The sequence below is a fragment of the Streptomyces sp. CB03238 genome (assembly GCF_002099185.1).
GTDB lineage: Bacteria > Actinomycetota > Actinomycetes > Streptomycetales > Streptomycetaceae > Streptomyces.
Genome location: NZ_NBCN01000010.1, coordinates 180,309 through 204,737 on the forward strand (window position 1 = coordinate 180,309; position 24,429 = coordinate 204,737).

General features: G+C 65.0%; 22 protein-coding genes and 2 pseudogenes. All 24 read left to right on the forward strand.

All coding sequences use genetic code 11. The annotated features are described in order from the left end of the window. Nucleotides 1–49 precede the first annotated feature (49 nt). The 24 genes and pseudogenes from BKD26_RS19845 (at nt 50) to BKD26_RS19955 (ending at nt 24,429) form a co-directional block, all read left to right on the forward strand. Entirely contained in the window at nt 50–1,438 is a 1,389-nt protein-coding gene (locus BKD26_RS19845) for a hypothetical protein (RefSeq protein ID WP_084899809.1), read from the forward strand. Further along, nucleotides 1,435–2,544: a glycosyltransferase family 4 protein gene (locus tag BKD26_RS19850; protein ID WP_084899810.1), complete on the forward strand. Its 1,110-nt coding sequence runs from the start codon at nt 1,435–1,437 to the stop codon at nt 2,542–2,544. The genes BKD26_RS19845 and BKD26_RS19850 overlap by 4 nt, the downstream gene beginning before the upstream one ends. Before the next feature lie 112 nt (nt 2,545–2,656). Continuing rightward, nucleotides 2,657–3,055 carry a hypothetical protein gene (locus tag BKD26_RS19855; RefSeq protein ID WP_084899813.1) on the forward strand — a complete coding sequence of 133 codons (399 nt, stop codon included), beginning with the start codon at nt 2,657–2,659 and terminating at the stop codon, nt 3,053–3,055. 170 nt (nt 3,056–3,225) lie between these two features. After that, on the forward strand, nt 3,226–4,950 hold the full coding sequence (locus BKD26_RS19860; RefSeq protein WP_206603694.1) for a phage portal protein: 1,725 nt from the start codon (nt 3,226–3,228) through the stop codon (nt 4,948–4,950). Further along, complete coding sequence (locus BKD26_RS19865) at nt 4,950–5,738, forward strand: hypothetical protein (protein ID WP_084899818.1); 789 nt, start codon at nt 4,950–4,952, stop codon at nt 5,736–5,738. Before BKD26_RS19860 ends, BKD26_RS19865 begins: the two co-directional genes overlap by 1 nt. Nucleotides 5,739–6,184: 446 nt before the next feature. Then, a complete protein-coding gene (locus BKD26_RS19870; RefSeq protein ID WP_084899821.1) occupies nt 6,185–7,048 on the forward strand; it encodes a N4-gp56 family major capsid protein in 864 nt (287 codons plus the stop codon). Between the two features lie 110 nt (nt 7,049–7,158). Beyond that, nucleotides 7,159–7,512 carry a hypothetical protein gene (locus tag BKD26_RS19875; protein ID WP_084899822.1) on the forward strand — a complete coding sequence of 118 codons (354 nt, stop codon included), beginning with the start codon at nt 7,159–7,161 and terminating at the stop codon, nt 7,510–7,512. Nucleotides 7,513–7,580: 68 nt separating this feature from the next. Further along, nucleotides 7,581–7,913, forward strand: a complete 333-nt coding sequence (locus BKD26_RS19880) for a hypothetical protein (RefSeq protein WP_084899825.1) — start codon at nt 7,581–7,583, stop codon at nt 7,911–7,913. Beyond that, nucleotides 7,913–8,533, forward strand: coding sequence for a hypothetical protein (locus tag BKD26_RS19885; RefSeq protein WP_084899828.1), 621 nt, complete (start codon nt 7,913–7,915; stop codon nt 8,531–8,533). The genes BKD26_RS19880 and BKD26_RS19885 overlap by 1 nt, the downstream gene beginning before the upstream one ends. Continuing rightward, nucleotides 8,533–9,153 carry a hypothetical protein gene (locus BKD26_RS19890; protein ID WP_084899829.1) on the forward strand — a complete coding sequence of 207 codons (621 nt, stop codon included), beginning with the start codon at nt 8,533–8,535 and terminating at the stop codon, nt 9,151–9,153. Before BKD26_RS19885 ends, BKD26_RS19890 begins: the two co-directional genes overlap by 1 nt. Then, nucleotides 9,141–9,959, forward strand: a complete 819-nt coding sequence (locus BKD26_RS19895; protein ID WP_179166609.1) for a hypothetical protein — start codon at nt 9,141–9,143, stop codon at nt 9,957–9,959. Before BKD26_RS19890 ends, BKD26_RS19895 begins: the two co-directional genes overlap by 13 nt. After that, complete coding sequence (locus BKD26_RS19900) at nt 9,956–10,486, forward strand: hypothetical protein (RefSeq protein ID WP_084899835.1); 531 nt, start codon at nt 9,956–9,958, stop codon at nt 10,484–10,486. The genes BKD26_RS19895 and BKD26_RS19900 overlap by 4 nt, the downstream gene beginning before the upstream one ends. Before the next feature lie 21 nt (nt 10,487–10,507). Then, the gene (locus tag BKD26_RS19905; protein WP_084899838.1) at nt 10,508–11,716 is read left to right on the forward strand and encodes a hypothetical protein; all 1,209 of its coding nucleotides are present in this window, start codon (nt 10,508–10,510) and stop codon (nt 11,714–11,716) included. Nucleotides 11,717–11,798: 82 nt separating this feature from the next. Continuing rightward, nucleotides 11,799–12,383 carry a hypothetical protein gene (locus BKD26_RS19910; RefSeq protein WP_084899841.1) on the forward strand — a complete coding sequence of 195 codons (585 nt, stop codon included), beginning with the start codon at nt 11,799–11,801 and terminating at the stop codon, nt 12,381–12,383. Between the two features lie 21 nt (nt 12,384–12,404). Then, nucleotides 12,405–13,955, forward strand: coding sequence for a phage tail sheath subtilisin-like domain-containing protein (locus tag BKD26_RS19915; RefSeq protein ID WP_084899843.1), 1,551 nt, complete (start codon nt 12,405–12,407; stop codon nt 13,953–13,955). A 116-nt stretch (nt 13,956–14,071) separates the two neighbouring features. Then, nucleotides 14,072–14,653 carry a phage tail protein gene (locus tag BKD26_RS19920; RefSeq protein WP_084899846.1) on the forward strand — a complete coding sequence of 194 codons (582 nt, stop codon included), beginning with the start codon at nt 14,072–14,074 and terminating at the stop codon, nt 14,651–14,653. Between the two features lie 23 nt (nt 14,654–14,676). Further along, entirely contained in the window at nt 14,677–15,531 is an 855-nt protein-coding gene (locus BKD26_RS19925; RefSeq protein WP_084899848.1) for a hypothetical protein, read from the forward strand. 1,985 nt (nt 15,532–17,516) lie between these two features. Further along, a pseudogene (locus BKD26_RS41385) lies at nt 17,517–18,083 on the forward strand (C40 family peptidase); the annotation flags it as partial. 333 nt (nt 18,084–18,416) lie between these two features. Beyond that, nucleotides 18,417–18,662 (forward strand): annotated as a pseudogene (locus BKD26_RS41390) (transglycosylase SLT domain-containing protein); the annotation flags it as partial. A 368-nt stretch (nt 18,663–19,030) separates the two neighbouring features. After that, nucleotides 19,031–19,681 (forward strand): hypothetical protein, encoded by a 651-nt coding sequence (locus BKD26_RS19935; RefSeq protein ID WP_084899853.1) that lies wholly within the window; start codon nt 19,031–19,033, stop codon nt 19,679–19,681. Next, nucleotides 19,678–19,956 carry a tail protein X gene (locus BKD26_RS19940; protein WP_084899856.1) on the forward strand — a complete coding sequence of 93 codons (279 nt, stop codon included), beginning with the start codon at nt 19,678–19,680 and terminating at the stop codon, nt 19,954–19,956. The genes BKD26_RS19935 and BKD26_RS19940 overlap by 4 nt, the downstream gene beginning before the upstream one ends. Continuing rightward, nucleotides 19,946–21,118: a hypothetical protein gene (locus BKD26_RS19945; RefSeq protein ID WP_084899859.1), complete on the forward strand. Its 1,173-nt coding sequence runs from the start codon at nt 19,946–19,948 to the stop codon at nt 21,116–21,118. The genes BKD26_RS19940 and BKD26_RS19945 overlap by 11 nt, the downstream gene beginning before the upstream one ends. Further along, the gene (locus BKD26_RS19950) at nt 21,115–23,283 is read left to right on the forward strand and encodes a hypothetical protein (RefSeq protein WP_084899862.1); all 2,169 of its coding nucleotides are present in this window, start codon (nt 21,115–21,117) and stop codon (nt 23,281–23,283) included. The genes BKD26_RS19945 and BKD26_RS19950 overlap by 4 nt, the downstream gene beginning before the upstream one ends. A 24-nt stretch (nt 23,284–23,307) precedes the next feature. Continuing rightward, entirely contained in the window at nt 23,308–24,429 is a 1,122-nt protein-coding gene (locus BKD26_RS19955) for a poly-gamma-glutamate hydrolase family protein (protein WP_084899863.1), read from the forward strand.

The following is a 24,429-nucleotide window of genomic DNA, read 5'->3' on the forward strand; positions in this document are numbered from 1 at the left end:
TCTGCGGTACCCCTCACCGGCTGTCGATCCCCTATCCCAAGGAGTTTCCTTGCGCGACGAATGGGACCACGCCCACACGGACTACACCATGCCCGTGCAGCGTCGCTCTCCTGCGTCGCTGGCCGAAAGCGAGAGCGACTGGCGCCACTACCTGGAGAGCTCGACCCCCAACGGCTGGCTGCTCCGGAACAACGCCATGACCGATGCGCTCGTCAGCGGACAGCCGATGTACCTGCTCCACGTCACCCGAGCCATCGACGCCATTCGAGTCAGTCGGCAGTTGCATGTGTCCGCCGGCTGTCTGGTCGGTGCGCTGTACTGCTCGCCTCTCGCACGTCAGCGTGAGGGACTGCGCCCCCACAACCTCGGCGCCTACCTGATGCGAACGAAGCCTTCCGCCACGCCCATGATCTTGGAAGTCGCCCCAGATGCGCCGATCCGGCCCAAGGGCGTCGACTACCTGCACCTCGGCACCATCCACCTGCGCACCTACCTGCGATACCGAAGCTTTCTCACCCCGGCCGAGAACGACCATCTTGGCCGCGCCGTGCAGGCCGGGCTGCGCTCCGCCGCGCCGTTCCTCGACGTCGCTCTGCGCAACGCCGCCGGCCATGTCACTGCGGCACCCGAGTTCATCGACCAGCTAGCCGCTGCTGTGTCTGCCGTACCGTTCCTCGGCTACCTGTACTTCGAGGTGCTGTCCGAGTACCTACTGCTCCACTCCACCACTCCGGAAACCAGGAGCCACGCCCAGGCGGGAGAGCTGAACAACTGGCTTTACAAGCGACTTGCCTTCGCCGCCGTGGAAGGCATGGACAAGTTGTTCGACCTGGCCCGCTTCAGCCCGCGCCACCACCGGCTCGTCCAGCTCATCGAGGGCATCGAGCCGGCTCTCGCCCCGGGAGCCGCCGAGTATGTGCGGCGACGACTGTCCCACCTGTTCGCCATGACTACGCTGCATCCTTCCCAGGACGCGGCATCAGTCACCTTCCAGGGCGCTGATCTCGGCACGATCCAGAAAGCCGCGCCCGGACTGATCGGCCAGATGATCTTCCGCGAGATCCGGTACATGGCCCGCTACCAACATCTGTACCACTACTTCGAGAAGGCCAAAGCGCTGGAGGCGTGGGACTACTGGAACAGCGAAGGCATCCCCGCCCCGTTCAACGCAGTCATCCCCAAGGGAGAGATAGGGATCAATCCGGCCTACCCTCGATCGACAGTCCGAGTATGGACGGCACGGCGAGACAGCAACGGCTACCTGCACCCGGACCAGGAGATCGAGGCCGTCCTCACCCCGCACCTCGCGTCGTGGTGGGCACCACCTCGCCAGCGCGAGACGCACAGTGCCAGTTACGAGTCACGAGTCGAGCCGGCCCCGGTCACCCGATCACCGATCCCCACCCAACGGTCACCCAAGAGCGGGGTACCCACATGACCACCGAGCCCCTGAACATCTTGACTGGCATCAACCGCGTCTCCGAGCCTTCGTCCGGCAGCATGATCCTCGCCAACGACCTCTACCGCGCGATGCCCGAGACACACACGACCTTCCTCGGCAGAGAACCCGTCGGTCAGGTATGGAGTGCCGCCTTTGCTCAGATGGTCCCCCTCTCTACGACCAAACGCCCCCAAGGCCCGGAGTTCGATGCCTACGTCGACGAGCTGACGCGTGAGGTCGGGACGCACATCGAGAAGACCCGGCCCCATGCCATCCACGCCCAGTACCTCGGCTTCGCTCTCAGCCTGGCCTTCACCCGAACCGCTGACAGTATCCCGATCATCTCCATCGCCCACGGCCCTGAGGTCATGGCAGCCGAGCGCAGCGTGCAGGAGTGCCAAACCCTGAACGAAGTCGCCGCTGCAAGCACCGCGATCGTCGCCCCGACCGCGGCCCTGGCCGACCGCATCGACCGCCTCACCGGGCGCCGATTCACTGGCCGACTCACCGTCATCCCGTGGGGCATCCGGCTGAGCGATGCCCGCGTCCGCGAGCGACCGCTTACCGGAACCGGCCCACTGTCCCTTGTGCACGCTGGCCGTCTGGACGACAACAAATCCACGATCACAGCAGTCGACGCCCTCGCGCTAACCAATCAGCCACACCACTTGACCGTGATCGGCAACGGCATCCTCCGGGAACATCTGGAACAACGGACTCTCGAACTCGGGCTGAGCGGCCGGGTTCATTTTCATCCGTTCCTACCCCGCGCCGAACTGTGGCAACGCCTGCCGAGCTTCGACGCCTTCGTATTCACCACCAGGGGTTTGGAGGCTTTCGGGCTCGTCCTTATTGAGGCACAAGCCCATGGTCTTCCAGTCGTCTATTCGAATCTTCCCGGTGTGAGGAAAATTCTCGGGATCTCTGGCGTTCCCTACACTCCTGGCGACCCGCGCTCGCTGGCCGTGGCTCTGGACGAGATGAGCCGGGACTTTCACCGGCGTCAAGCGCTGACCGGCGCGGCTCTCAAGAACGCACGCCGATACGACATCACGACCACCGGCCGCCAGCTTTGCGAACTAACACGCCGCGTTACTTCATAACCTGATGTTTCGTGGCCGCCTCCCGTGCGCCGATACTCCTGCGACGGTTAACACAATTCCATAATCTGCCTCAACCTTGATCTGAGACGTCTCGCAAGGAATAGAGGATTGCATGGCTGGGAACCTGGCGCCCACTCCGGACTTCGCGGAAAAGGGCAACTACGACTACGGCGTCAAGCATGGCGCGAATACTGCACGGCGCGGTCGACTTCGCTTCGAAGAGGGAATCGCTACCGACACGGACATCCCGTCTGAATTCGGCAAGGGCGTCATGCAGGGCTACCAGACGGCCCCCGGTCGAAACAACCACAACCTGAACGTTTTCGAGAAGCCTGCGGCTGAGACCATGCGCGAGCGAGCCCACGTCGGGTCCGCCGCCTGGCCCGAGGCCCCGGAGTTCCTCGGCTCTTTCGCTCACGGCGCTGGCCATGGTGCGGAACTGCGGTTCGAGCAGGTTGTTCGAGATGGCGGCCACCAGGAGCGCCCGAACTACGCCAAGACGTCGGACTGACCACTGGCCGCTGGAAGCCCCTCTGGATGGCAGAGGGGCTTTCCTTTTCCCGCTAACACTCGAACCAGCCTCCGTGTGAGGATTGGGCATAGCGCAATTCGTCACATCAACTCGTAGCACCGCGCCTCCCTACAGGTGCACCATTCGGTGCTTAGTCGAGGATGTGTCGGTTGTCCTTCGCCTTCTTTCCGCCGAATCAGCGCGCGGCCGGCTCGGACCTCACCATCTCCATCAGTCCTCTGGGCCTGGTCGAGCTTAGCGACGAGGAATTCGAAGTTCATGGCCCGAGACTGAACCGGTACGCCACCAACTTCGCGTTTTTCCTCGGGCACCATTGGGCCTACAGGAGAGAAGCCGGCGAGCCGCAGATCACCCTGAACTATGTGGCCACCTTCTCGCGCTACATCACCAACTTCTGCTTCTCCAAGGGTGTGAAGTTCGCGGTCCCCAAGCGGTACGAACACATCGTGCCGGCCTTGCTGAAGAGGGTCTGGGAGGTCGACAACGACAAGCAGTCCCTGCTGAACTCCATTGGCGAACAGGGTGGCGTCACGGGCGACTCCTTCGTCAAGATCGCCTACGAGCCGCAGTGGGTCGACACTGCCGGCGGGATCCATCCGGGCCGCGTCCGCGTCCTCCCGCTGAACTCCGCGCACTGCTTCCCTGAGTATCACCCGCACGACCGCGACCGGCTGATCCGGTTCAAGCTGAAGTACAAGTTCTGGACCACGGGCGCCGACGGAGCTCGGACAGTGATGACCTACACCGAGGTCATCACGGACACCGAGATCGAGGAGTACCTGAACGACGAGTTGATCGACGCCAGGCCCAACCCCCTCGGCATGATCCCCGTCGCTCACATCCGGAACATATCCGTGTCCGGCTCGCCCTGGGGCCTGTCCGACATCGGCGACATCATCTCGATCAACCGCGAGCTGAACGAGAAGATGACCGACGTCTCGGACATCATCAACTACCACGCCAGCCCGACGACGATCATCCAGGGCGCCAAGGCGACCAATCTGGAACGCGGCCCCCGCAAAATCTGGGGCGGCCTGCCGGAAAAGGCCAAGGTCTACAACTTGGAGAACGGCGTCGACCTGAACGGTCCGATGGGTTACATCCAGACGCTGAAGCTCGCGATGCACGAAATCACGGGCGTCCCGGAAAGCGCCCTGGGGCAGATGCAGCCGATTTCCAACACGTCGGGAGTTGCCCTCTCCATTCAGTGGTATCCGCTGATCAACAAGAATGCCCTGAAGCAGCTCAACTACGGGGTCGGTATCAAGCGGATCAACGAGCTGGTGCTCCGCACCCTGTTCTGTCACGAGCCCCAGACACTGCTGTACGACCCCTATACCGACGGCATCAAGACCGAAGACGCCCAGCCCGACATCATCGACCCGAACGACCCAGACGTCTACAACGTCGACTGCGTATGGCCGAGTCCGCTCCCGGTTGACAACCTCGTCAAGCTCAACGAAATCCAGGCCAAGCTCGCAATCGGTCTGGAATCCAAGCGAAACGCCCTCGTCGAACTCGGGGAGGAATTCCCCGACGAGCGCCTGGAAGAGATGTTCAGCGAGCAGCGCCGGGACGTTGTAGAGCAGGGAGCCCTGGAGCTTATCAAGGCGACCATTTCCTCTGCTATTCTCCAGATGACTGGAATTGCTACTGAGGAAAGTGGTAAGCCAGCTCCGTCAAGCGGGGGAAACCCGGATCAGTCCGGATCGCCCGCTGGCAATGCTCAGACCGGAGTTCTTCCCGGAGCAACCGGGATCGACCTCGGTGTGGACACCAAATCGTTGATCAACCAATTCGTGACCATGGCGTACGGCACCAAGCTGCCGCAGAGCCGAAATTCGGAGGATGCCAGTAACCAGGAGACGCGCTAATGACTGTTCCGGCCAACGCCCCCGCCCCTGCGTCCGACAACGGCCCCAACGACCAGGTCATCACCATCCCGGTCGTCCCCGAGCCGCCGCAGGAAACCCCGGCTGAGGGACGCTTCACCGCCGAGGACCTGGAGAAGGTCCGGCGCGAGGAGCGCGAGAAGCTCTACGGCCGCCTGAGCCAGCAGGACGAGATCCTCAAGGCCACCAAGGAAGAGCTGGAAGCTGTCCGCAAGGCCCGCGAGGAGAAGGAAGCCGCCGAGGCCACCGCCCGCAAGGCCGCCGAGGACGAGGCAGAGGCGAAGCGACAGGCGGAACTGTCCGCCAAGAGCCTGCTCAAGGAGCGCGAGGAGGAGTGGGAGCGCCGGTTCACCGAGCTCCAGTCCAAGTACGAGACCGACCGCGAGCTCTTCGCCCGCGAGCAGGAGTACAACCGCCTCCAGAACGTCCGCGCCGAGATGCTCGCCCAGGCTGCCGACGACATCGCGCCCGAGCTGGTCGACCTGGTCCAGGGCAACACCGAAGACGAACTGCGCTCCAGCATCGAGCTGATGAAGCAGAAGTCCTCGGCGATCGTCGCCCAGATCCAGCAGACACAGGTCGCCGCGCGGGCCCAGATGCGAGGCACCGCTCCTACCGGTTACGGCGTCGGTCCCGCCGACACGGACGCCGGCTACCGCCAGTACTCCGCTGGCGACATCAAGAACATGCCCATGTCCGAGTACGCGAAGCTCCGCGGTCAGCTCCTGCCGGCTGCCTCCGCCTCCGCGCGTCAGGGCATGTTCGGCTAACCCGCCGCACAAGTAAGGGAAGCACAGCATGGCATCTGCCATCACCGGTACGCCGAATCTGTCGGCGTCTCCGACGAACTACTCCGGCACGAACTCTGAACTCTCTCCGGCGATCCAGGAACTCTGGTCGAAGGAGATCCTGTTTCAGTCGATGCCGATTCTCCGGTCTCGGGCCGCCTAACCTAGCGATGGGTTAGTGAGAACCACGCTGTATCGGTGAACCCCTCCTCCTCGTAGCAATCATTCGTAGCACGGGGAATACCGAGGGAACCCAACACCTGGGACTCCGTAGAGACTACACGCGAGGCACCTCCTACAGGTCCAGCTCTTAGGTGAGAAGTGAGCTGGAGCTGGAGGTGAAGATATAGTCCGATCTTGCGGGATGGAAAACCGTAAGAGTCAGGCAGAAATGACCTGGCCCCGCAGCCGGCGGGTAACAAGCGCGAATTGTCGAGCAGTTCGCAGTCAAGAAGACCGAACTCGGGGTCAGCCCCGGTCTCACCATCCACTTCATGCGCTACGACAACCTGGGCAACGCGTCCCAGCTCGTCGAAGGCGTCCGCATGGAGACGCACGCCCTCACCGCGTCCCAGTTCAGCATCACGGTCAGCGAGCACGGCTACGCCATCGCGGTGTCGGAGCTACTGCTCAACTCCTCGTTCGACGACGTCCTCGCCTCGGGATCCCGACTCCTGGGCCGAAACATGGCGAAGTACCTCGACGAACAGGCGCGCGACACCCTGCTTCAGGCCAGCTCGGTCCTGTACGGCTACGACAAGTTCGCTACGACTGGCAACGCACCGACCCGCATCTCGCCGTACGACAAGGGTGCGCCGTCCGCGAACCGTGCCGGCCTGACCGGCAACTACCGGTTCACCAGCGCGCTTGTGAAGGACATGGTCGAAACCCTCGCGACCCGAAACATCCCGAGGCTCGGCGATGTCTACGTGTGCTTCGTCCACCCGCACCAGTCCCGCTGGCTGCGTGAGGACCCGACCTGGATCGAGTCCAGCAAGTACGCGCAGCCGGGTGCCTTCAGCCTGGGTGAGATCGGTCGGATCGACGACGTGATCTTCATCGAGACCACGCAGGTCAAGAAGATCGGCAACGGTAACGGCACGACCCCGGCGGACGTCTACCAGAGCATCTGCATCGGTGACAACGCCTTCGGTCACGCCATCTCCCTGCCGGTCGAGCTGCGTGATGGCGGTGTCCAGGACTTCGGCCGTGAGCACCTCCTGGCCTGGTACTCGATCTTCGGCCTGGGTCTGATCACCGACGCCTCTGTCGTCATCGCGGAGACCAACTGAGTCTTCGAGACTGTGAAGCTCGGGCTTCGCAGTCACCCCCCGCAGGCAGGTCTTCGCTCGGAGGCCTGCCTGCGGGTTCGCACCAAACTTCCCTTGAGTAGGAGAACCACATGGCGACTGCCCGCAAGCCCGCCGGAGACCTCACCGGCCGCACCGCCGAGAAGCTCGCCCGCGAGCGCGACACCGAGGCCAAGGAGCGCGCGAAGTCGATGGCGACGGCGACGGTCGTCGCGGAGTCCGAGAAGGCGGACACCGTCGTCGACCTGGTCGATGGCCCCCAGCCCGAGGTCGAGGAGCAGCCGGTCGTCGTCGAGGAGTCGGACCGTGTCATCCGCGTCAACGCTGACCTGAACGACGTCGTGATCGGCCAGGGCAACTACTTCACCTTCGAGACCGGTGTGCAGTACCGGGTGCCGGCGTTCGTCGCCAACCACCTGGAGGAGAAGGGCCTGCTCTGGCACTGAGCCAGCACGCGACCGCGGGGGAGAGGGATCCACTCCCTCTCCCCCCTTTCTCTTCTCAGGAGACATCTGTGAGTGACATCCAGTTCGGACAGCGATACGTCCTGATGGCTGAAGGCGGATACGGCGCTGGGGTCGGCTCCCTACCGCAGGGCGCCGTGGTGACACCGGTCGAAGAGGTCGAGCCCGGCACAGCCGGCGTCGGCTACTCGACCGAGAACGTGGTGATCAGTACCTATGCGGATGCGTTGACCTTCCCCGGCACGACCATCGAGCGCACCCTGGCCATCGCTCTGTCCGCCTTCGACGAGTCCTTCACGCTCGAATCCGACCTTCCGCCAGCACCGCCTCCGGAGAACCCGGACCCCGAGATGGCCGACCCCACCCCGCCGGGTGGTGAGTGATGCCCGGATACCTCACCCGGTACGCCAGTAAGGCCCTTCTGACGCTGATGACCGGCGGTGGCGAGAACGCTGCTTCGGGGACCGATCCGGTGGCTGACCGTCTGCTGAAGGCGCACCTGATCAGGCACATGGCCGAGCCGACCATCGGTGTCTGGGCACCCAAGGCATACCTGCTTTCGCTCCTGGACCAGGTCGACTCCCAAGGATCCGCGGCCGTGCGCGCCGAGATACAGGCCCGTCCAGCAGACCCGAGCGGCTCGCTGTATCTGGCGCTGTGCACTTCCAATCCCGGCAACATGGCTACGGGTTTGTCCAGCGAGTTGACCGCAGTTGGCTACCAGCGTCAGGCCGTTCAAATGTCGGCTCCGAAGAACGGGGCGGCCTTCGTCGTGGAGTCAGCAACACCTGCCCAGGCGTCCCTGTCCAGCAGCGTGGTCTTCGGTCCCTTCACCGACGCCACTGGATCCGGTGGTGCCGTGACGCACATGGCGCTGGTCACCGCAGCGACCGGCACAGACATTGCGGTCCTCGCGGTGTGGCCCCTGGACTCTCCGGTCACCGCAGCTCAGGGCGAGTCCTTGCTGGCGTCGGCCGGCACACTCACGATCAAGGTGGACTGATGGCGGGATATCTGACCCAGGTCGCGGAGCGTGCTGCGCTCCAGCTCGTGACGTCCACTGCCACCACGGCGCAGGTACCGTCCCCCACCGTGTTGCGGTCGTACCTCGTCAAGCTGTACCAGCAACAGGGGCTGTCGGGGGTCGCCTTCTACTTGCCTGTGGCCTTCCTAAACGAGTTTTCGGCGCAGACCAAGGCCGACACTAGCGGCGCCTGGCTGAACGGGCTCACCACCGGCCGCACAGACGGTACGGGCACGCTGTACCTGGCTCTGCTGACCAGTGATCCGGGCCGGCGGACGGCGATGACCGACATGGCGGCCGTCGAGATCACCGCCACCGGGTACAGCCGGCAGCCGCTGCCTTTCTCCGTGGCCACGTCACCACTTGGCGGCGGGTCGAGCGTCAGCAATTCGGCCCCCGTGTTCTTTGGACCGTTCACGGCCAGTGGGGGAATGGGAGCCGTCGCCACACACGCAGCGCTGGTCAGCGCGGCCACGGGCACGGGCGGTGGGGTGATGGCGGTCTGGCAACTCGACACACCTGTTTCCGCCTCGCAGAACGAGAACCTCATGCTGAGCACGGCTGGCTTGGCAGTTGGGTTGGACTCATGGCAGAACTGACTAGGCTCCTCTCTCGAATACGCGGAGAGCTAGGCGACTTCGGCACCAGTTTCCGCGACGTGCTCTCTGGGACAGGAGAGCTGACGGATTACGACCTGAGCGCGGTCAACGTCACCCTGACCCGCGTCAGCGTGCTGAACGGCGGGACGCTGACCGACCTGGTAGTCGGCACCGACTACCGTGTGGACGGGCGCGAGGGTCGCGTCACGCTCCTCGGCAGCCGCGCTCCACTCCCACTCGGCCAGGTCCTCATCGTTGAGGGCGCGGCTGCCGGCATGTTCACCGACGAGGAACTCACCCAGCACCTGCGCGACGCCGAGCTCCAGCACTGCCACAACAGGCACGTCACGGTCAGGTACCGCAGCAAGAACGGGTTCATCCGCTACGCCGATGAGCCGCTCACGCTGGAGAACCTGCCGGATGTCGAGGAGCTGCCGGTCGTACTGCTCACCGTCATCAACGCCCTCTGGGCGGTGGCGACGGACGCTTCGTCGGACGTGAACATATCCACGGGCGAGGGCACCCACGTCGACCGCGGACAGCGATACACGCAGGTCCTTCACCAGATCTCGGTCCTCACCGATCGGTACGAGGAACTCTGCCGACAGTTGAACATCGGCCTGTTCCGCATCGAAATGGCGACGCTGCGCCGTGTGTCTCGCACCACCGGCCGCTACGTGCCGATCTACGTCGACCGCGAGTTCGACGACCACGCCTACCCCGAGCGCGTCCTGCCGCAGATCGACAAGCACGACGTCGACCCGTCTGGCATCCCCAACCCGACCTATCCGGGGTGGGCTGCATGAGCCGAGCCGACTGGAAACGGGGACGGTTCAGCGCAACCGAGGAGACCGAGCGCATCGACCGCGGCCTACGGGCCTGGCAGCGCCACATGGGAGACGTCATCTCCTGGTGGCGCTTCTCCCACTTGCGCTCGGTCTCCCACGATATCTACGACGAGGGAGACGCAGGCGGCCTGGCCTACGACGGGCCATGGCCGGTGCCTGTCCTGCACGCCACGCACGTGGAAAAGGGCGACCAGGAGAGCGACCGCGGTTTCTACACCGTCGACACCCTGGACGTCACCGCCAGCTTCGACCAGGTCCAGAAGACCGGCATCACCCAGGCCGACATCCATCACGACCGCTACCTCCGGGACCGCATCGCCTACGACGGCAGGCTCTTCCGGATCACCCAGATGAGCATCCTCGGCCAGATCCGTCGCGCAGACGTACTCGTCTCGATCACGGCCGTCGAGGTCAAGCCCGACGAGATCACCGCGGACAGCGTCTTCGCGCAGTACATCCCCGCGCAGGGAGCCGGCGAACGCTGACCGGGCACAGCAAGGAGCACGATGGCCCCCTACTCCTACCCGGACGCCTTCGTCCAGGAGCAACTGACCACCTTCGAGGACACCGCGTCCCTGTCCGCCGCAGACCTGCTCACGGTGGCCCTGGCCGACGCCCGATATCAGCGGCTCGGCCAGCCGGTGAACCTGTCCATACCGCTCAGCAGCGGGCCCGCGCTCACCGTGCAGCAGGACACCGACTCCCAGCCGCGCATCGCCGTAAGCCCCGACGGGGAACTCACCTTCGGCGACGGCACCTCCGATCCGGACGTCGTACTGCGCCGCGTCGGACCGAGCACGCTCGCTGTCGTCGAGGGAACGCTTTCCCAAGGCGGCCAAGCCGTCCTCGACGCCTCAAAGGTCGGGGCCGCCAACGGCGTAGCCGCACTCGATGCCAACGGCCAGGTGCCCAGCGCCCAGCTCCCCCCGACGAACGTCGGCCTCAGCCAGGCACAGGCGGACGCCCGATACATCCTCAAGACCTCGGCCGGCGCCGCGTCCGGTGTCGCCACACTCGACGCGTCCAGCAAGATCCCCACCGCTCAAGTTCCTGACCTCTCCGGGACCTACGTCGCGACCAGCACCCGCGGTGCGGCATCCGGCGTCGCCACGCTGGACTCCGCCTCCAAGGTGCCCGTCTCTCAGATCCCGGACCTCGCCAACACCTACGTCACCGCCAGTACCAACCTCGACAACCAGTACGGCCCCGGTGACCACGGCATGTTCACATGGTCATGCGGTCTTGAGCACCTCCGAAGCAGCGGCCAGCCGGAGTCCGGCGGCGTCCGCATGATCAAGGTCCGGCTCAAGCGGCCGGTCACCATCGGCTGGATCTGGATGCACCTGACATCCGGCGGCACCTCGCTCACGGCCAACCAGTGCTTCGCCGGCCTCTACACGACTGCCGGTGCCCGCGTTGCTGTCACGGCGGACCAGTCCACGGCCTGGTCCACGATCGGCGAAAAGAAGATGTCGCTGACAACCCCGTACAACGCCGCGGCCGGCGACTACTTCATCGCGTTCGTGGCGAACGGGACGACCATCCCCCAGTTCACGGCCGCCAGCAACAACTCATCCTCGGGCCTCAACATGGGCGTTACAGGGGCTTCGCTCCGATTCGCCAACGGCCCGACTGGGCAAACCTCGCTCCCTGCGTCCATCAATATGGGAACCATTTCCCCCGGATCCGCCTCCTATTTCGTGGCGCTGTCATAAGGAACTGGGTTGTAACAGTTTTCTTTGATTACTGGCATTCTGATCGCGGAGGCTCGATGTCGTAGACACCGGAAGGCGCGCAATGCCCTGGATAGAGAATGAGGACGCCGCAATCAAGGCGAAGCTCCAGGGCATTTTCGTCAACGACACGAACACCCCTGCCGGCGGCCTTCCAGTCGACGTCCGATTTCGGCTCCCTGAGAACGAGTTGGCCACCGCCACCTTCCCGCTCATACTCATCGAGCGCACGCGCGCCGAGCCCGACCACCAGGCGGAACACCGGGGGACGGTCGTACTCGGATACACCCCCGAAGGTCAGGACAGCGCCTCCACGTACCTGGCGACCGACCCCATCCCGTACCTGATCGAGTACCAGGTCACCGTCTACGCAAGGAAGCAGCGGCACGCGGCGAACATCGCACACGCGCTGTCCGGGAGGGACTACCTCCATCCCCGGTGGGCCTATCTGGAAGTGCCCGAAGACGGAACTGTCCGGCGTCTCGAAGTCGCCGGGGGACCAGAGTTTCACGATGGCCGTGACGCACAGGGAAAGCGCCTCTGGCAGGTCGATTACCTGATCCAGGTCAGCGCTGAGCTGCTCGACGAAATCGCAGCAATCAAGCCCGTCCAGACGGTCGAACTCAACACTCATCCCCTCGGCCACTAGGCCCCGAAGGAGCTTTTCACCATGGCGACTTTCCTGCGCCCCGGCATCTACGTGGACGAGACGCTGGATGCGATCTCCAACCCTGTGGTCCAAACCCCAGGCGAGGCAATCGCTGCCTTCGTCGGAAGCCACAATTTCGGACCGGCGGTCCCCACCCTGGTCACGTCCTGGAGCCAGTTCGAGCAGGTGTACGGCGGCTGGGGCAACGGCACCGACCTGCTGCCCTACGCCGTCTACTCCTTTTTCAACAACGGCGGCGGAAAGGCGTACGTCGCACGAGCCGTTCCCTCGGACTCGGTGGCCGCCACGGTCACGCTCAACGACCGGCAGGCGACGCCCGAACCTGTTCTGAAGTTCACCGCGAAGGCGGCCGGAGCGTTCGGCAACCGGATCTACATCGACATCACCAACTCCAACACGGGTGCCGGCCGGTTCAACTGCGCGATCAAGGTCGGCGGTACGACCGACGCGTACATCTCCGACCGCTACAACGACGTCTCACTGGACCCGGCGGACGCCCGCAACCTGGTCGCGATGGTCAACTCCCCGGTCAACGGCTCCGCTTTCGTTACTTCCGAGTACCTCGCCACCGACGCCTACAGTGCGAGCATCACTCCTGCGCTCCAGAGCGCAACCCCGATGACCGGCGGCATCGACGGTGTCGCCGCGCCAGACCTCGTCGCCGCGACCAGGCAGCTCGAAGCGACCGGCGAGATCGTCAACGTCAACTTGCCCGGCGTGTCCGACACCACGATCCTCAACTCGGTCATCACCTGGGCCGAGGAGTACGGCTACGCCTTCGTCGTCGTGGACGCCCCGAAGACCGCCTCCCTCGACCCGGCAGCCGCGGTCACCGAGTACGCCAAGCTCTCCCCGGCCGCCAACAGCGGCTCGACGCCTGCCCCCCTGCGCTCCAGCTCCTACGCCGCCGTCTACGGTCCCTGGCTTCTCGCTGCCGACCCCTCCTCGGTCGCGCCGGGCGCCACGCGCCTGCTGCCGCCGGGCGGCGCAGTCCTGGGCAAGTACAGCGAGACCGACGTTCTCTACGGCCAGCAGCAGTCTGCCGCCGGCACGCTGAGCCGTCTCGTCGGGGTGTACTCCACCGAGCTTCGCTTCTCCAACAGCCAGCTCGACAGCCTCAACGCCTGGGGCATCAACGTGATCCGCCAGGTCCCGCAAGCCGGTATCTGCATCATGGGTGCGCGCACGCTGAAGAGCGGCTACCCGGACCGGTACATCGCCGTCCGCCGGCTGCTCACGTACACCCGCAAGATCCTGGTCGACCTGACCCGGTCGGCTGTCTTCGCGCCCAATACGCCGGAGCTGTGGCACTCCATCGCGGCAAACGTCACTCAGCAGCTCACTGCCATGGCGCAGGCCGGCATGTTCGCCTCCGCCAGCCCCGACCAGGCGTTCGTCGTCGTCTGCGACGACACCAACAACACAACGACGACTGTGGACAACGGTGAGGTGCACATCGATGTCGGCGTCGCCGTGGCACGGCCGGCCGAGTACATCGCCATCCACATCAGTCAGTTCGACGGCGGCGCCACGGTCACCGAATCCGCGTGAGTAAACGGGGCCGGATCGGCTGCACCGAGACCGGCCCCATCGGAAGCATTCTGAACCACCACTCGGCACCCAATTGGGAGAAACACCCGGTGCACTTCGTGCTACGGGAGTAGTGAATGGCAACCCTCAAGACGGTGACCCAGAGCCAGAGCCTGGCCAGCCGGCAGACCGACCCTTTGCGGTCCTTCAAGTTTCACGTTCAGATCAGTCAGGTCGGAAAGCTCGCATCGGCCTATCCAAAGCTCGGCTTCATGACCGTTTCCGGGCTCTCCGTGACCACTGACGTCATCGCTTACCGGGCCGGTGGGATGAACACCACCACCCAGAAGATGCCTGGGCAGAGTGACTTCAGTCCCGTCACCCTCTCCAAGGGGATGATGCCCGGCGACCAGAACCTCGTGAACTGGATGTATCAGCTATTCGACGTCATGCAGGGCAACGGTTCCGGTAGTGACACGGGCACCGAGTTCCGGGCCACGATCGACATCATGCTGATCGACCACCCGGTCACCAAGAACAAGGCTGCCGTGAAGGCGGTATGGCGGCTTTACAACGCCTGGCCCACGTCGGTCGCATTCGGCGATCTTGACGCCGGCAGTAACACATTCGCCGTTTCCCAGCTCACATTTGCGCACGAGGGCTGGGACTTCAAGGTGGCCGACAAGTACGGCCCGAGCAGCTACGCGCAGATCAAGTAAGAACCGACACGAGGACACAACTCATGACCGATATGCATTACGACTGGACTTTCGACTCTCCCGACGGTGGCCGGCAGGTCGACGTCCTGGCCGACACCCAGGGTGCGACCGCCGCCATTCATTCGCTCCTGTCCGACTCCACCGAGGATCCGCCGGCCATCCCTGAGCCGGCTGACTGCCTGGTGACTCTGCCCGTAGGACTCGTCCGCGACGACGTCATCCTCACCGAGGCCGAAGTCCGGGAGCTCACGGGGTCGGACGAGGAAGCCCTCGCTCGCGTACGGGCCAACCCGCTGCGCCTCCTGGAGACGCTTCTGGAGCTCGGCACCGTGCGCATCGGCGACGTGCCGGCCACCTCCGACGTCCTCCCTCAGCTCCTTCTGGGAGATCGAGATGCCCTGGTCATCGCCATCAGGCGGGTGACTTTCGGGGACGAGATGGAGTTCGACGAGATCAACTGCCCGAACTGCGGCGAGTACTTCTCGGCCACCATCTCCCTCGGTGCAATCCAGTCCCAGACCGCGCCCATCGGCCGGCTCACCGTGCCCCTCCGCAAGGGCGGCTGCGCAATCGTCCGGTACCCGACGGGGGCGGATCAGGCGGCCATGCTGGCTAACGCTAAGGCAACCAACGCCGAGCACAACAGCACGCTGCTGTCCCGCTGCCTGGTCGAGATACGCGATGCCGAAGGCAAGGTCACGCCAGGCGGAGCGGACGTGGTCGCGTCACTCGGCATGGGTGACATCCGCACCATCCTCAAGCAGCTCGCCGCCACCCAGCCGGGCCCCCGCCTGCTGGAGACGACGATCGAGCACGAGGAGTGCGGAGGTGAGGTGCCGCTCCCGCTCAGCGTGGCCGACATCTTTCGCGATTTCTGATGCCCGAGCAGCGCGGGCCGATTTCACGACGCTCGCCTACGCCCACCCGGAGTGGCAGCTCAGCGAGATCAGACAACTGACGGTTCAGGAACGCTGGTACTGGCGCGACCTGGCCGTATGGGTCAAGAACAGAAGGGAGGCGGCTTCCAGTGGCTGAGAACGACGACATCCGGAATCAGGAGCCGAACTTCACGGGCCGCCTCCTCGGCACCAACGGAATGCAGCGGGCAGCCGACAAAGTGGCCCGCGACATCGACAAGTTCGGCGCCCAGGTCGCCGCGCTCAACCGTGCCCTCCAAGGGGCGATCAACACCGCGTCCCAGGGCGCTGCCTACCGCGGCCAGCCGACTCTCGCATTCCCGCCGGCCAACCAGGGCACGCGGCTCTCCCCAGCCCCCGTCCACCATCCGCCGGCTAACACCGCCGCACCCATCGGCGGGTCGGCCACCACGTTCACCCACCCCGTCACTGGTCGCGTCTACAGCGGGCCTATGGCGTCTCGCCTTTCAGACCGGTACGACGCCCAGGTCGGCCGCTCGAACTTGCAGGCACAGGCTGCATACGCGCAAGCCCAGGCGCAACAGCAGCTCCGGAGCGCACAAGAGATTGCACGGCAGCAGTCGGCGCTTCGCCAGCAGCAGCGTCACGACGCCCAGTTGCAGCGCGAGGCCCAGCGGCGTGCCCAGATGGATGCCCAGCGGGAGCAGCAGGCTGCCGCCGCCCAGGCCCGCTACCAGGCCCAGCAGAGTGCCGCAGGGGCGCGGTCCGGAGTCAATCCGGACCTTCAGGCCCGCTTCAGCGCTGCATCTCCGGAGCGCCGGGCTCAGGCGCGGCAGTCACGCCTGGACGCGTACTACGGCTCCCTCTTCGATGAGGCGATCCGCCGCCAGGATGCGGCAAACGTGCCGACGTGGGGCATGCGGGTCGGGCAGAGGATGTGGGCGTACAACCGCACCACCGGCCTGTCGCGTGCCACCGTCTCAGGCAGTGGCTTGTACGTCACCCGCAACAACACCGTCTTCCAGATGGGTGGGGGCGGGGGTGCTCGTGGTGGCCAAGGAGGCAGTGGCGGAGGGAACGTCACCGTCCCGCCCTCTGGCGGCTTCAACCCGACAGTTCCTGCGGCCAACAGCAGCCCGACGCCTCCTGGCGGACAGGTAGCAGACTTCGGTGGTATGGCCGGCGGCGCCTATAAGGAGCTTGTCAAGTACGGCGACCGCATGCGCCCGCAGATGGAGGAGATGGACCGGTACACCAACTGGGCTGCCATCGCCTCGGGCGATACGCCGGCTGGCTACGACAAATGGGGCTGGAAGAACAAGATCCGGACGTCGTCCTACGGCACCGTCGTGGGCAAGTCGACCGAAGACGTCTCCAACGCGCAGTTCCTCCTCGACAAGAACTTCGGCCTCACCTTCGGCACCACAGCGCAGGCTGCCGCCCGTAACAACGCCTTCGGTGCCGCATACGTTGCCGGCCTCGATGCCGAGACCGGCGCCAAGCTCTACTCCAGCACGTACAACCCCCAAGCGTCGCTGGCCGCTCAGCGGCTCGGCTTCGGACGAACGATCGGTCGCGGCGGCCAGGCCATGGGAATGGGGACGCTGGCGGACGGCATCATGAAGCGAACCTTCGGATCTACGTCCATCACCGCGAAGAAGTTCGCGGCAGCCACAGCCAGCGGCCAGGCCCTCGACTGGAACTTGGACCAACTCGGAAAGGCATCAGGCTGGGACGACGCCACGGTCGATAACCTGAAGGAGTACATGCGGGGCCGCAACACGCTGCTCCAGAAGTCAGGCATGTCGTCGGCGGAAGCCGACCAGCTCATCGCGGACGCATCGCACAGCGGCAAGAAGGGCGATGCGGCCCGGAAGACACTGACCAAGTACGGCGTCTCCGAAAGTCTGGGACAGGCGAGGAAGACCTTCGAGGCCCAGGAACGCCAGCATGACGCGAACATGGGCAGCTCCTTCGCCCCCGCCATGGAGAACGCCACCAAGGCCGTCCAGAAGTTCGAGTCAGCGATCAACCACATCCTGGAGCTGCCCGGCATCAGGCAGATCGTCGGTGGCGGTGGCGCATGGGCTTCGGTCACCAAGGACCAGGTCAGTACGCTGAAGAGCGTCTGGGACTTCGGCAAGCGCCTCCTCCCGATCAACATTGGCGGTGGAGCCGGCGAACCCACGTCCAACAGCGGCGGGGACAAGAAGAAGAGCGACAAGCCGAGCACCGCCAAGGCAGGCAGCGTGGCCAACGGCAACGCGACCAAGGCCATCCAGACTGCGCTAGCCCAGGTCGGCGACCCCTACGTCTGGGGCGCCACGGGCCCAGACGCGTTCGACTGCTCCGGCCTCACCTCGTTCGCCTACCGCCAAGCCGGCATCGAGATCCCGCGCACCTCACAGCAACAGATGAAGGTCGGCGTCCGCGTGGACAAGGACGCCATCCAGCCCGGCGACCTCCTCTTCCCCAACCCCGGCCACGTCATGATGGCGCTCGGCGGCGGCAAACTCGTCGAGGCACCTCGCACTGGCCTCGACGTCCGCGTCCGTACCTTCAACCTCGGCGAGATCAAGGAAGTCCGCCGCGTCGCAAGCTCGGTAGGTGCCCTCGCGGAGTACAACACCAACAAGAAGCAGGACGACAACGAGGCCGGCGCGGGAAACGCTGGTTGGTGGGGCGGAACGGGGGAGTCCTTCAGCCAGGAAGAGGTGGACGCCCTGTCCGCGTTTCTGTCCGGCGGCGGCGCCTACTCCATGGGCACCCGCTCGCAAGGGACAGACGAGTCCAGCAACAGCGCGGAGGACGTCACCACCAACGCCAAGAGCGCACCCGCCAACCCCAAGGGCAACGTCAAACTCGGCAAGAAGATGGCCGCGGACATGTTCGGGTGGACCGGCCCCCAGTGGGATGCGCTCTACCAACTGTGGCAGCACGAATCCAACTGGAACCACAAGGCCGGCAACCCGAGTTCCGGAGCGTACGGAATCCCCCAGGCCCTCCCGGCCACCAAGATGGCGTCGGAAGGATCGGACTACCGCACCAACCCCGCAACCCAGATCAAGTGGGGTCTGAAGTACATCAAGGATCGCTACAAGACCCCCGCGAAGGCGTGGGCCTTCTGGCAGAACCCCACGGTGCACGTGCCCGGAGCCTCGAAGAACTGGTACGCCGCCGGGGCTTGGGACATCCCCGAGGATCAGGACGCCGTCGTCCACAAGGGCGAGATGATCATTCCTGCCGCCAAGGCAGAAACGATTCGTCAAGCACTGATCAAGGACTCCGTCAACGTCGTCTCGCCGGCTGGAGCTACCGCCTCGGCCGCCGCGGGAGGCACGCAGCCCGGCGGGGGAGTCTCCCTGTCCTTCGCCAAGGGCGCGATCCAGATCAACGTCAACGGCGCAATGTCCGACAGGGCTGCCTCCGACGCAGCCAAGCGTGTCGTGCACTACATCGCTGCCGACGAACGCATCAAGAACCTCGGAGTGGGTGTCTGATGGGCACTGTTTCCAACCCCAAGTTCGACTCGCGGATGACCGCGATTCCGCAACTGGGACTTCGTGGCCGAACTGCTGGCCAGGCCCCCGGCGGCGCCCCGCTCGGGGTGTACTGGCGAGGTTCCATCGTTCGCGACAACGATTCGAGCGCGGTCCACGCCCACCCCAAGTCCAGTACCGCGACTTACCGGGTCGACTTCCTCTTCAACCCCTCGACCATCACCGTCTCGCACGAGAGCGGGCCGATGCTGACGGCTGACCAGCGGTCCACCGACGGCCAGTACGTGAATGCCGGCGGCATCGGCCAGGTCACCTTCAGTCTCCTCTACGACCGAACGTACGAGATGATCTCAAACAGGTCGGGAAACGAAGCCACCAAGCGCGGCGTGCTGGCCGATATGGACGCCTTTTACAGGGTGACCGGGGTGTATGACGTATCCGCCAAGGGTGTGAACGCCAGGCAGTTCAACCCCATGCAGTCCTACAACTGCAATTTCTACTTCGGTGGAGTGGGTAGCAATTCTCTCGCCTACTACGGATACATATCGACGTTGTCCGTCCAGTACACGCATTTCACGCGGGAAATGATCCCGCAGCGGTGCGCTGTCAACGTCACCGTTGAAATGACGCAGAAGGGGGCGGCGCAATGATTTCGGCGAACTCTCGCTTCGTCGGCGCCGGAACGGCCATCGTTACCGCTAGTGACGGCAAGTCCCGTAAGGTGATCCTCCCGAAGGGGGCAGAGATGTTCTCGGCCTCGGTGCGGATTTACACGTGGGTCGAAGGTGACCGGGTGGACTTGGTCGCTTACAGAAATTACGGCGACGCTTCACAGTGGTGGCGCATCGCGGACGTCAACCCCAGCGTTATGGACTGGACGGAAATACCGGCCGGCACGAGGATAAGGATCCCGATTGTCCAGTAAGCAGCCGATACTCTCCCTGGAGATGCCGGCCCTCACAGGGCGGAAATGGGTGACGGACACCGTCATCACCCAGGGCGAATCGCTGCACGAGGTCGCCGAGATAACCGTCATCCACGAGGTGACGCGCGGGACGGCGAGTGGTTCGGGCTGGAATCTGATTTTTGCCGGGGTGCTATCCGAAGGGCAGCCCCTCGCGCTGCGATACGGGACCGCTGCCCGTTCCAAGATCTGGCACGGATACATCACCGCAGTGTCGGTGCTCGGCGACGAGATACCGCAAACCTCCCTCAGGGCCGTCCAAGTTCCCGTCGTGTACACCTGCGTTGGCCCGACCCACCCCATGCAGTCACAGGCCAACCGGCTCTGGTCCTCGACCACCGCCTCGTTCGTCGCCCGGAAACTCGCCCGCGGATCTGGACTGCGCCCCCAGGTACAGCGCAGCACCCGCCTGTTCGGCACCATCCCGCAGCAGGCCAAGAGCGACTTCGCCTTCCTGCGGGACCTGGCCGACGAAGTCGGGTACCGGCTGACCCCTCACGGCACCACCCTCGCCTTCACGCACCCCCTGGTGTCGCTGCGCGAAGCCGACGAGGAGCGTCCCACGTTCCACTACGCGAAGGACGCCACGGACACCGTGAAGACGTGGGAGTCCACCACCGGACAACTTGACCCTCTCGGTGGCCGACACACCCGCCGAGAGGGCTACTCCTTCAACATCAACACGGGTGCACTGGTCCGACATGTGGCTGCCGGCACCCAGGATTCACCCATCACCCAGTACAGCACCGGGCGCCCCTTCACCTCGCAGGCCGAGGCGGTGGAGATCCTCAACGCCGAGGCGCGACGCGATGTCCTGTGGGTCCACGCGAAGGCGACGGTCATCGGGGACGCTCGTGTGCGCACCGGCACGGATCTGGAGATGACGGGCGGGGCTCTCGGCCCCCACGATCCGGGCCCGTGGATGGTCCGCTCAGCGACCCACCGGATTTCCGTAGTCCCTGACCAGCCGGCCGCTGGCCGCTACTGGCTCGACGTAACCCTCGGACGGAACCGCATCGGGGGCCTGGACCTGGTCGCCAAGGACGAGGTGGTCGACAGCGTCCAGGACGGGACAGCACTGATCGATGGGCGCTGGCGCGCTCAGCACATAGGGAGGGCATGACCGTGGCGCTGACCGCCGCCGGCAGTGACGTCTACGCCGCTGTCGTCACGCACGCCGTCGACCCCGAGGGCCGCGGGCGGGTACGGCTGCGCATCCCGCAAGTGTCCGGAGACGCGATCACCGACTGGGCCTACCCCTCTGGGGCGGTCGGTCACAAGGTCGTCGTGGGGGAGCGGGTCTGGGCCGCCTTCGACGGTAGCGGCAGCCGGCTGGTGTACTGGATTGCCACCAGCGGGGGCGACCAGTCCGAGTTCGACATCATCGAGCCGTTGCAGACCTGGCAGACCGCCGGACCAGACCTCACTCAGCCCGCCAACGTGTGGAACCAGTTCCCCGAGAGCGCATGGTCGACGATCACCTTCACCGCCCCCAACAGCGGCAAGGCGTTCATCACCATCTCCGGCAGGATCTACAACAACACCGGCGCCACATCGAGCGCGCCAGGCACGGCAGCGTGCCTGCTGGGCTGGGAAGTCTACGACTCCGTCCTGGGAACATCCGACGGTGTCTCGTCGAACATCAAGGCCCTATCCGCGGCCGGAGGCCAGCTCAACAGCCAGGGCGACGCCGGCGGATCCCGGCTGTCCAGCTCGCGGCGCACCCTCGTCGAGGGCCTCATCCCTGGCCGGACCTACAACGCGCGCCCTGTGTGGTTCGTGACGAGCCCCATCGACGCATCCAAGATCTACATGCAGGACGGGCAGCTCCTCGTCGAACCCGTCGCCCATACGGCGTATCCGCCCGCCTGCTCCTACCAGAACATCGTGCCGCAGTACGTCGCCAACGACACGTGGACAGACTATGACCCAGCGGTGTGGGCCCCGATCACCTTCACGGTGCCGCCGAGCGGGAAGGCGTACATATCCGTCAGCGGCATGTGCACAAACTCCCAATTCGAGACGGCGTCCGTCGCCTGGATGGGCTACCGCCTGACCGGTGCGTACACCACCGACTCCAACACTCAAGGCGAGTCCCTGGCGCTGTCCTCAAGCGGTGAGTTCCACCGCGTCTTCGCCACGCGACGCGTCCTCTTCGAAGACCTGCCGCCAGGCCAGCGGGTGACCGTCATTCCGCAGTGGCGAGTGAGTGCAACCGAGGTCACCAACGCCGGATTGCGCGCCGGCCAGCTCATCGTCGAGCCGGTCGGGGAGACGAGCGCACCATACGCCCCAACGAGCACCAAGCAGATCGCCGATCCGCCGTTCGACGTGGTGGCCGTGACCACCGCCTTCACCGAGGCGGCCTGGCCATCGCTCACCTTCACCGCCGGAGCATCGGGGAAGGCATTCGTCACGGTCTCAGCCGCGGTGTCAAACAACAACAGCCAGGCAGCAGCCTCCACGTGCTCCTGGACGCTCGTCGGGCCCAGCGACGACATCCCCACGGCCCGGAAGGAAGTCAGCGGTGCCGGCACGAACCGTCGCGTCCATGCCTGCCGCCGTGTGCTCCTGGACGACCTCAAGCCCGGAGCCCTGTACACGCTGGTGCCGAACTGGCGAGTCTCCAGCGTCACCCAGACCGGCGGAGCCTTCAACGCCAAGATCCGGGGCGGACAGCTCTCCGTAGAACCAGTGCCCCCGGCCACGCAGCCGGCGACCAGGCCCACTGCTAGCCAGCTCATCGTGCCACAGGCCCAGAACGACGCCTGGCGCGCAGCCATCCCGCCGGAAGACGGAACGCTCATCCTCAAGCGCAAGGGGCAGGCCGGCTACCTCGAAGTCGCCACTGGTGGCACATGGGTGCCAGTCAACGAAAAGCACTACGCCCACTGCGACGTGAACAACCTCGGAGCACTGACCGGCGGCGCGTACAAGGCCGTCCCCTTCACGAGCTGCGCCGTGCAGACCGACGACAGCATGTGGCTGACCACCATCCCCAACAGAATCACGATCAAGACAGCGGGTCTGTACCGAATAACGGCCAACTGCACATGGCCCGGCAGCCAGACCGATGCCCGTGCGGCGATCGGGGTGAACAGCCTCACCTCGCCCAAGTACCAGCTCGACCTCGTCTCGCAGGCCAACGGCGCAGTCGGTAGCAGCGGATCACGCATCACCTACCTCGACGCCAACGACTACGTGGCCTTCCTGCTGTACTCCACCGCCACCACCGGGTCCTTCAGCACCACGGCCTGCGCTCTGAGCGTCGAGTGGATCGGCCCGTGACGCACGTAACCACTGGAGTACCGAATGGCTGACACCTATCGAAGCTACGCGGAACTGGCCGCAGCAAAGACCCGCGGCGTCGACTACCTCATCTCCTCACGCGCCGTGGCCGACGCAAGAGGCTCGCACATCGCCATACACGGCGGCGGCATAGAGCCCCCCACCACGCAACTGGCGGACTACTGCGCAGCGACGAGCGGGTCCTCCTACTACTCGTTCCAAGGCGTGATGAGCAGCGGAAACAGCGCACTGCACATCACCGCAACCCGGTTCGATGAACCGACCGTCTTCCAGATTCAGCGGGGAGTCGAGTGGACGGTCTCCTGGCACGGGGCCAGCGGCAGCGATCAGCTCACCTACATTGGCGGGCTGGACACTGAGCTGGGGGAGGAAATCCGGAACCGACTGACTGCGGCTGGATTTCTCGTAGCGCCATCAGTTCCCACCGAGATTGATGGCGACGACCCCCTCAACATCACCAACCGGAACAGGACCGGCCGAGGCGTCCAACTGGAGCTAAGTAGGGGGCTGCGCGAGTCGTTCTATGCCGGCGGCGACCTGACGCTGGCCTCCATAGCCATCGCAGAAAACCGAACCGACGCCTTCTACACGTACGCGACAGCGGTCATCAACGCTGTAGCAGCTACGTGGCCGGAGTCGCGACCGCCGACGCCAACAAGCATCCAGCCCGTGGCCGGCCCGGAAACCGCCGCCAGCACAGCCGGCTATCCGGGGACGGGAAGCGTACAGATGCGCATGCCGTTCCAACTCGACGCCATGGGCAGGGTGGCCGTCCTCACCGACAGCGACCACATGATGGTGCAGCGAGCGCGCGCTGTCGTGGCCACCGTGCCCGGCGAGTACGTCGGTGAGCCAGCCTTCGGCTCAGACATCTCCTCCGCACTGTTCCGGCCAAGCGACCCCATCGCCCCGATGATCATCACCGATGCTGTGCGGACGGCCATGACACGTTGGGAGCCCGACACCGTCGTCACCGCTATCACTCCCGTCGTCCACGACGACCAGGAAGGCATCGTGGACGTCGAGGTGGACGTCGCTCAGGCCAACACGCCCGCAGTGGAAGCCGACCACATCGAGACCGTGAGCGTCCTTCCCGGCGGTCGGGTGGTCGGCGGCTCCCTCTAA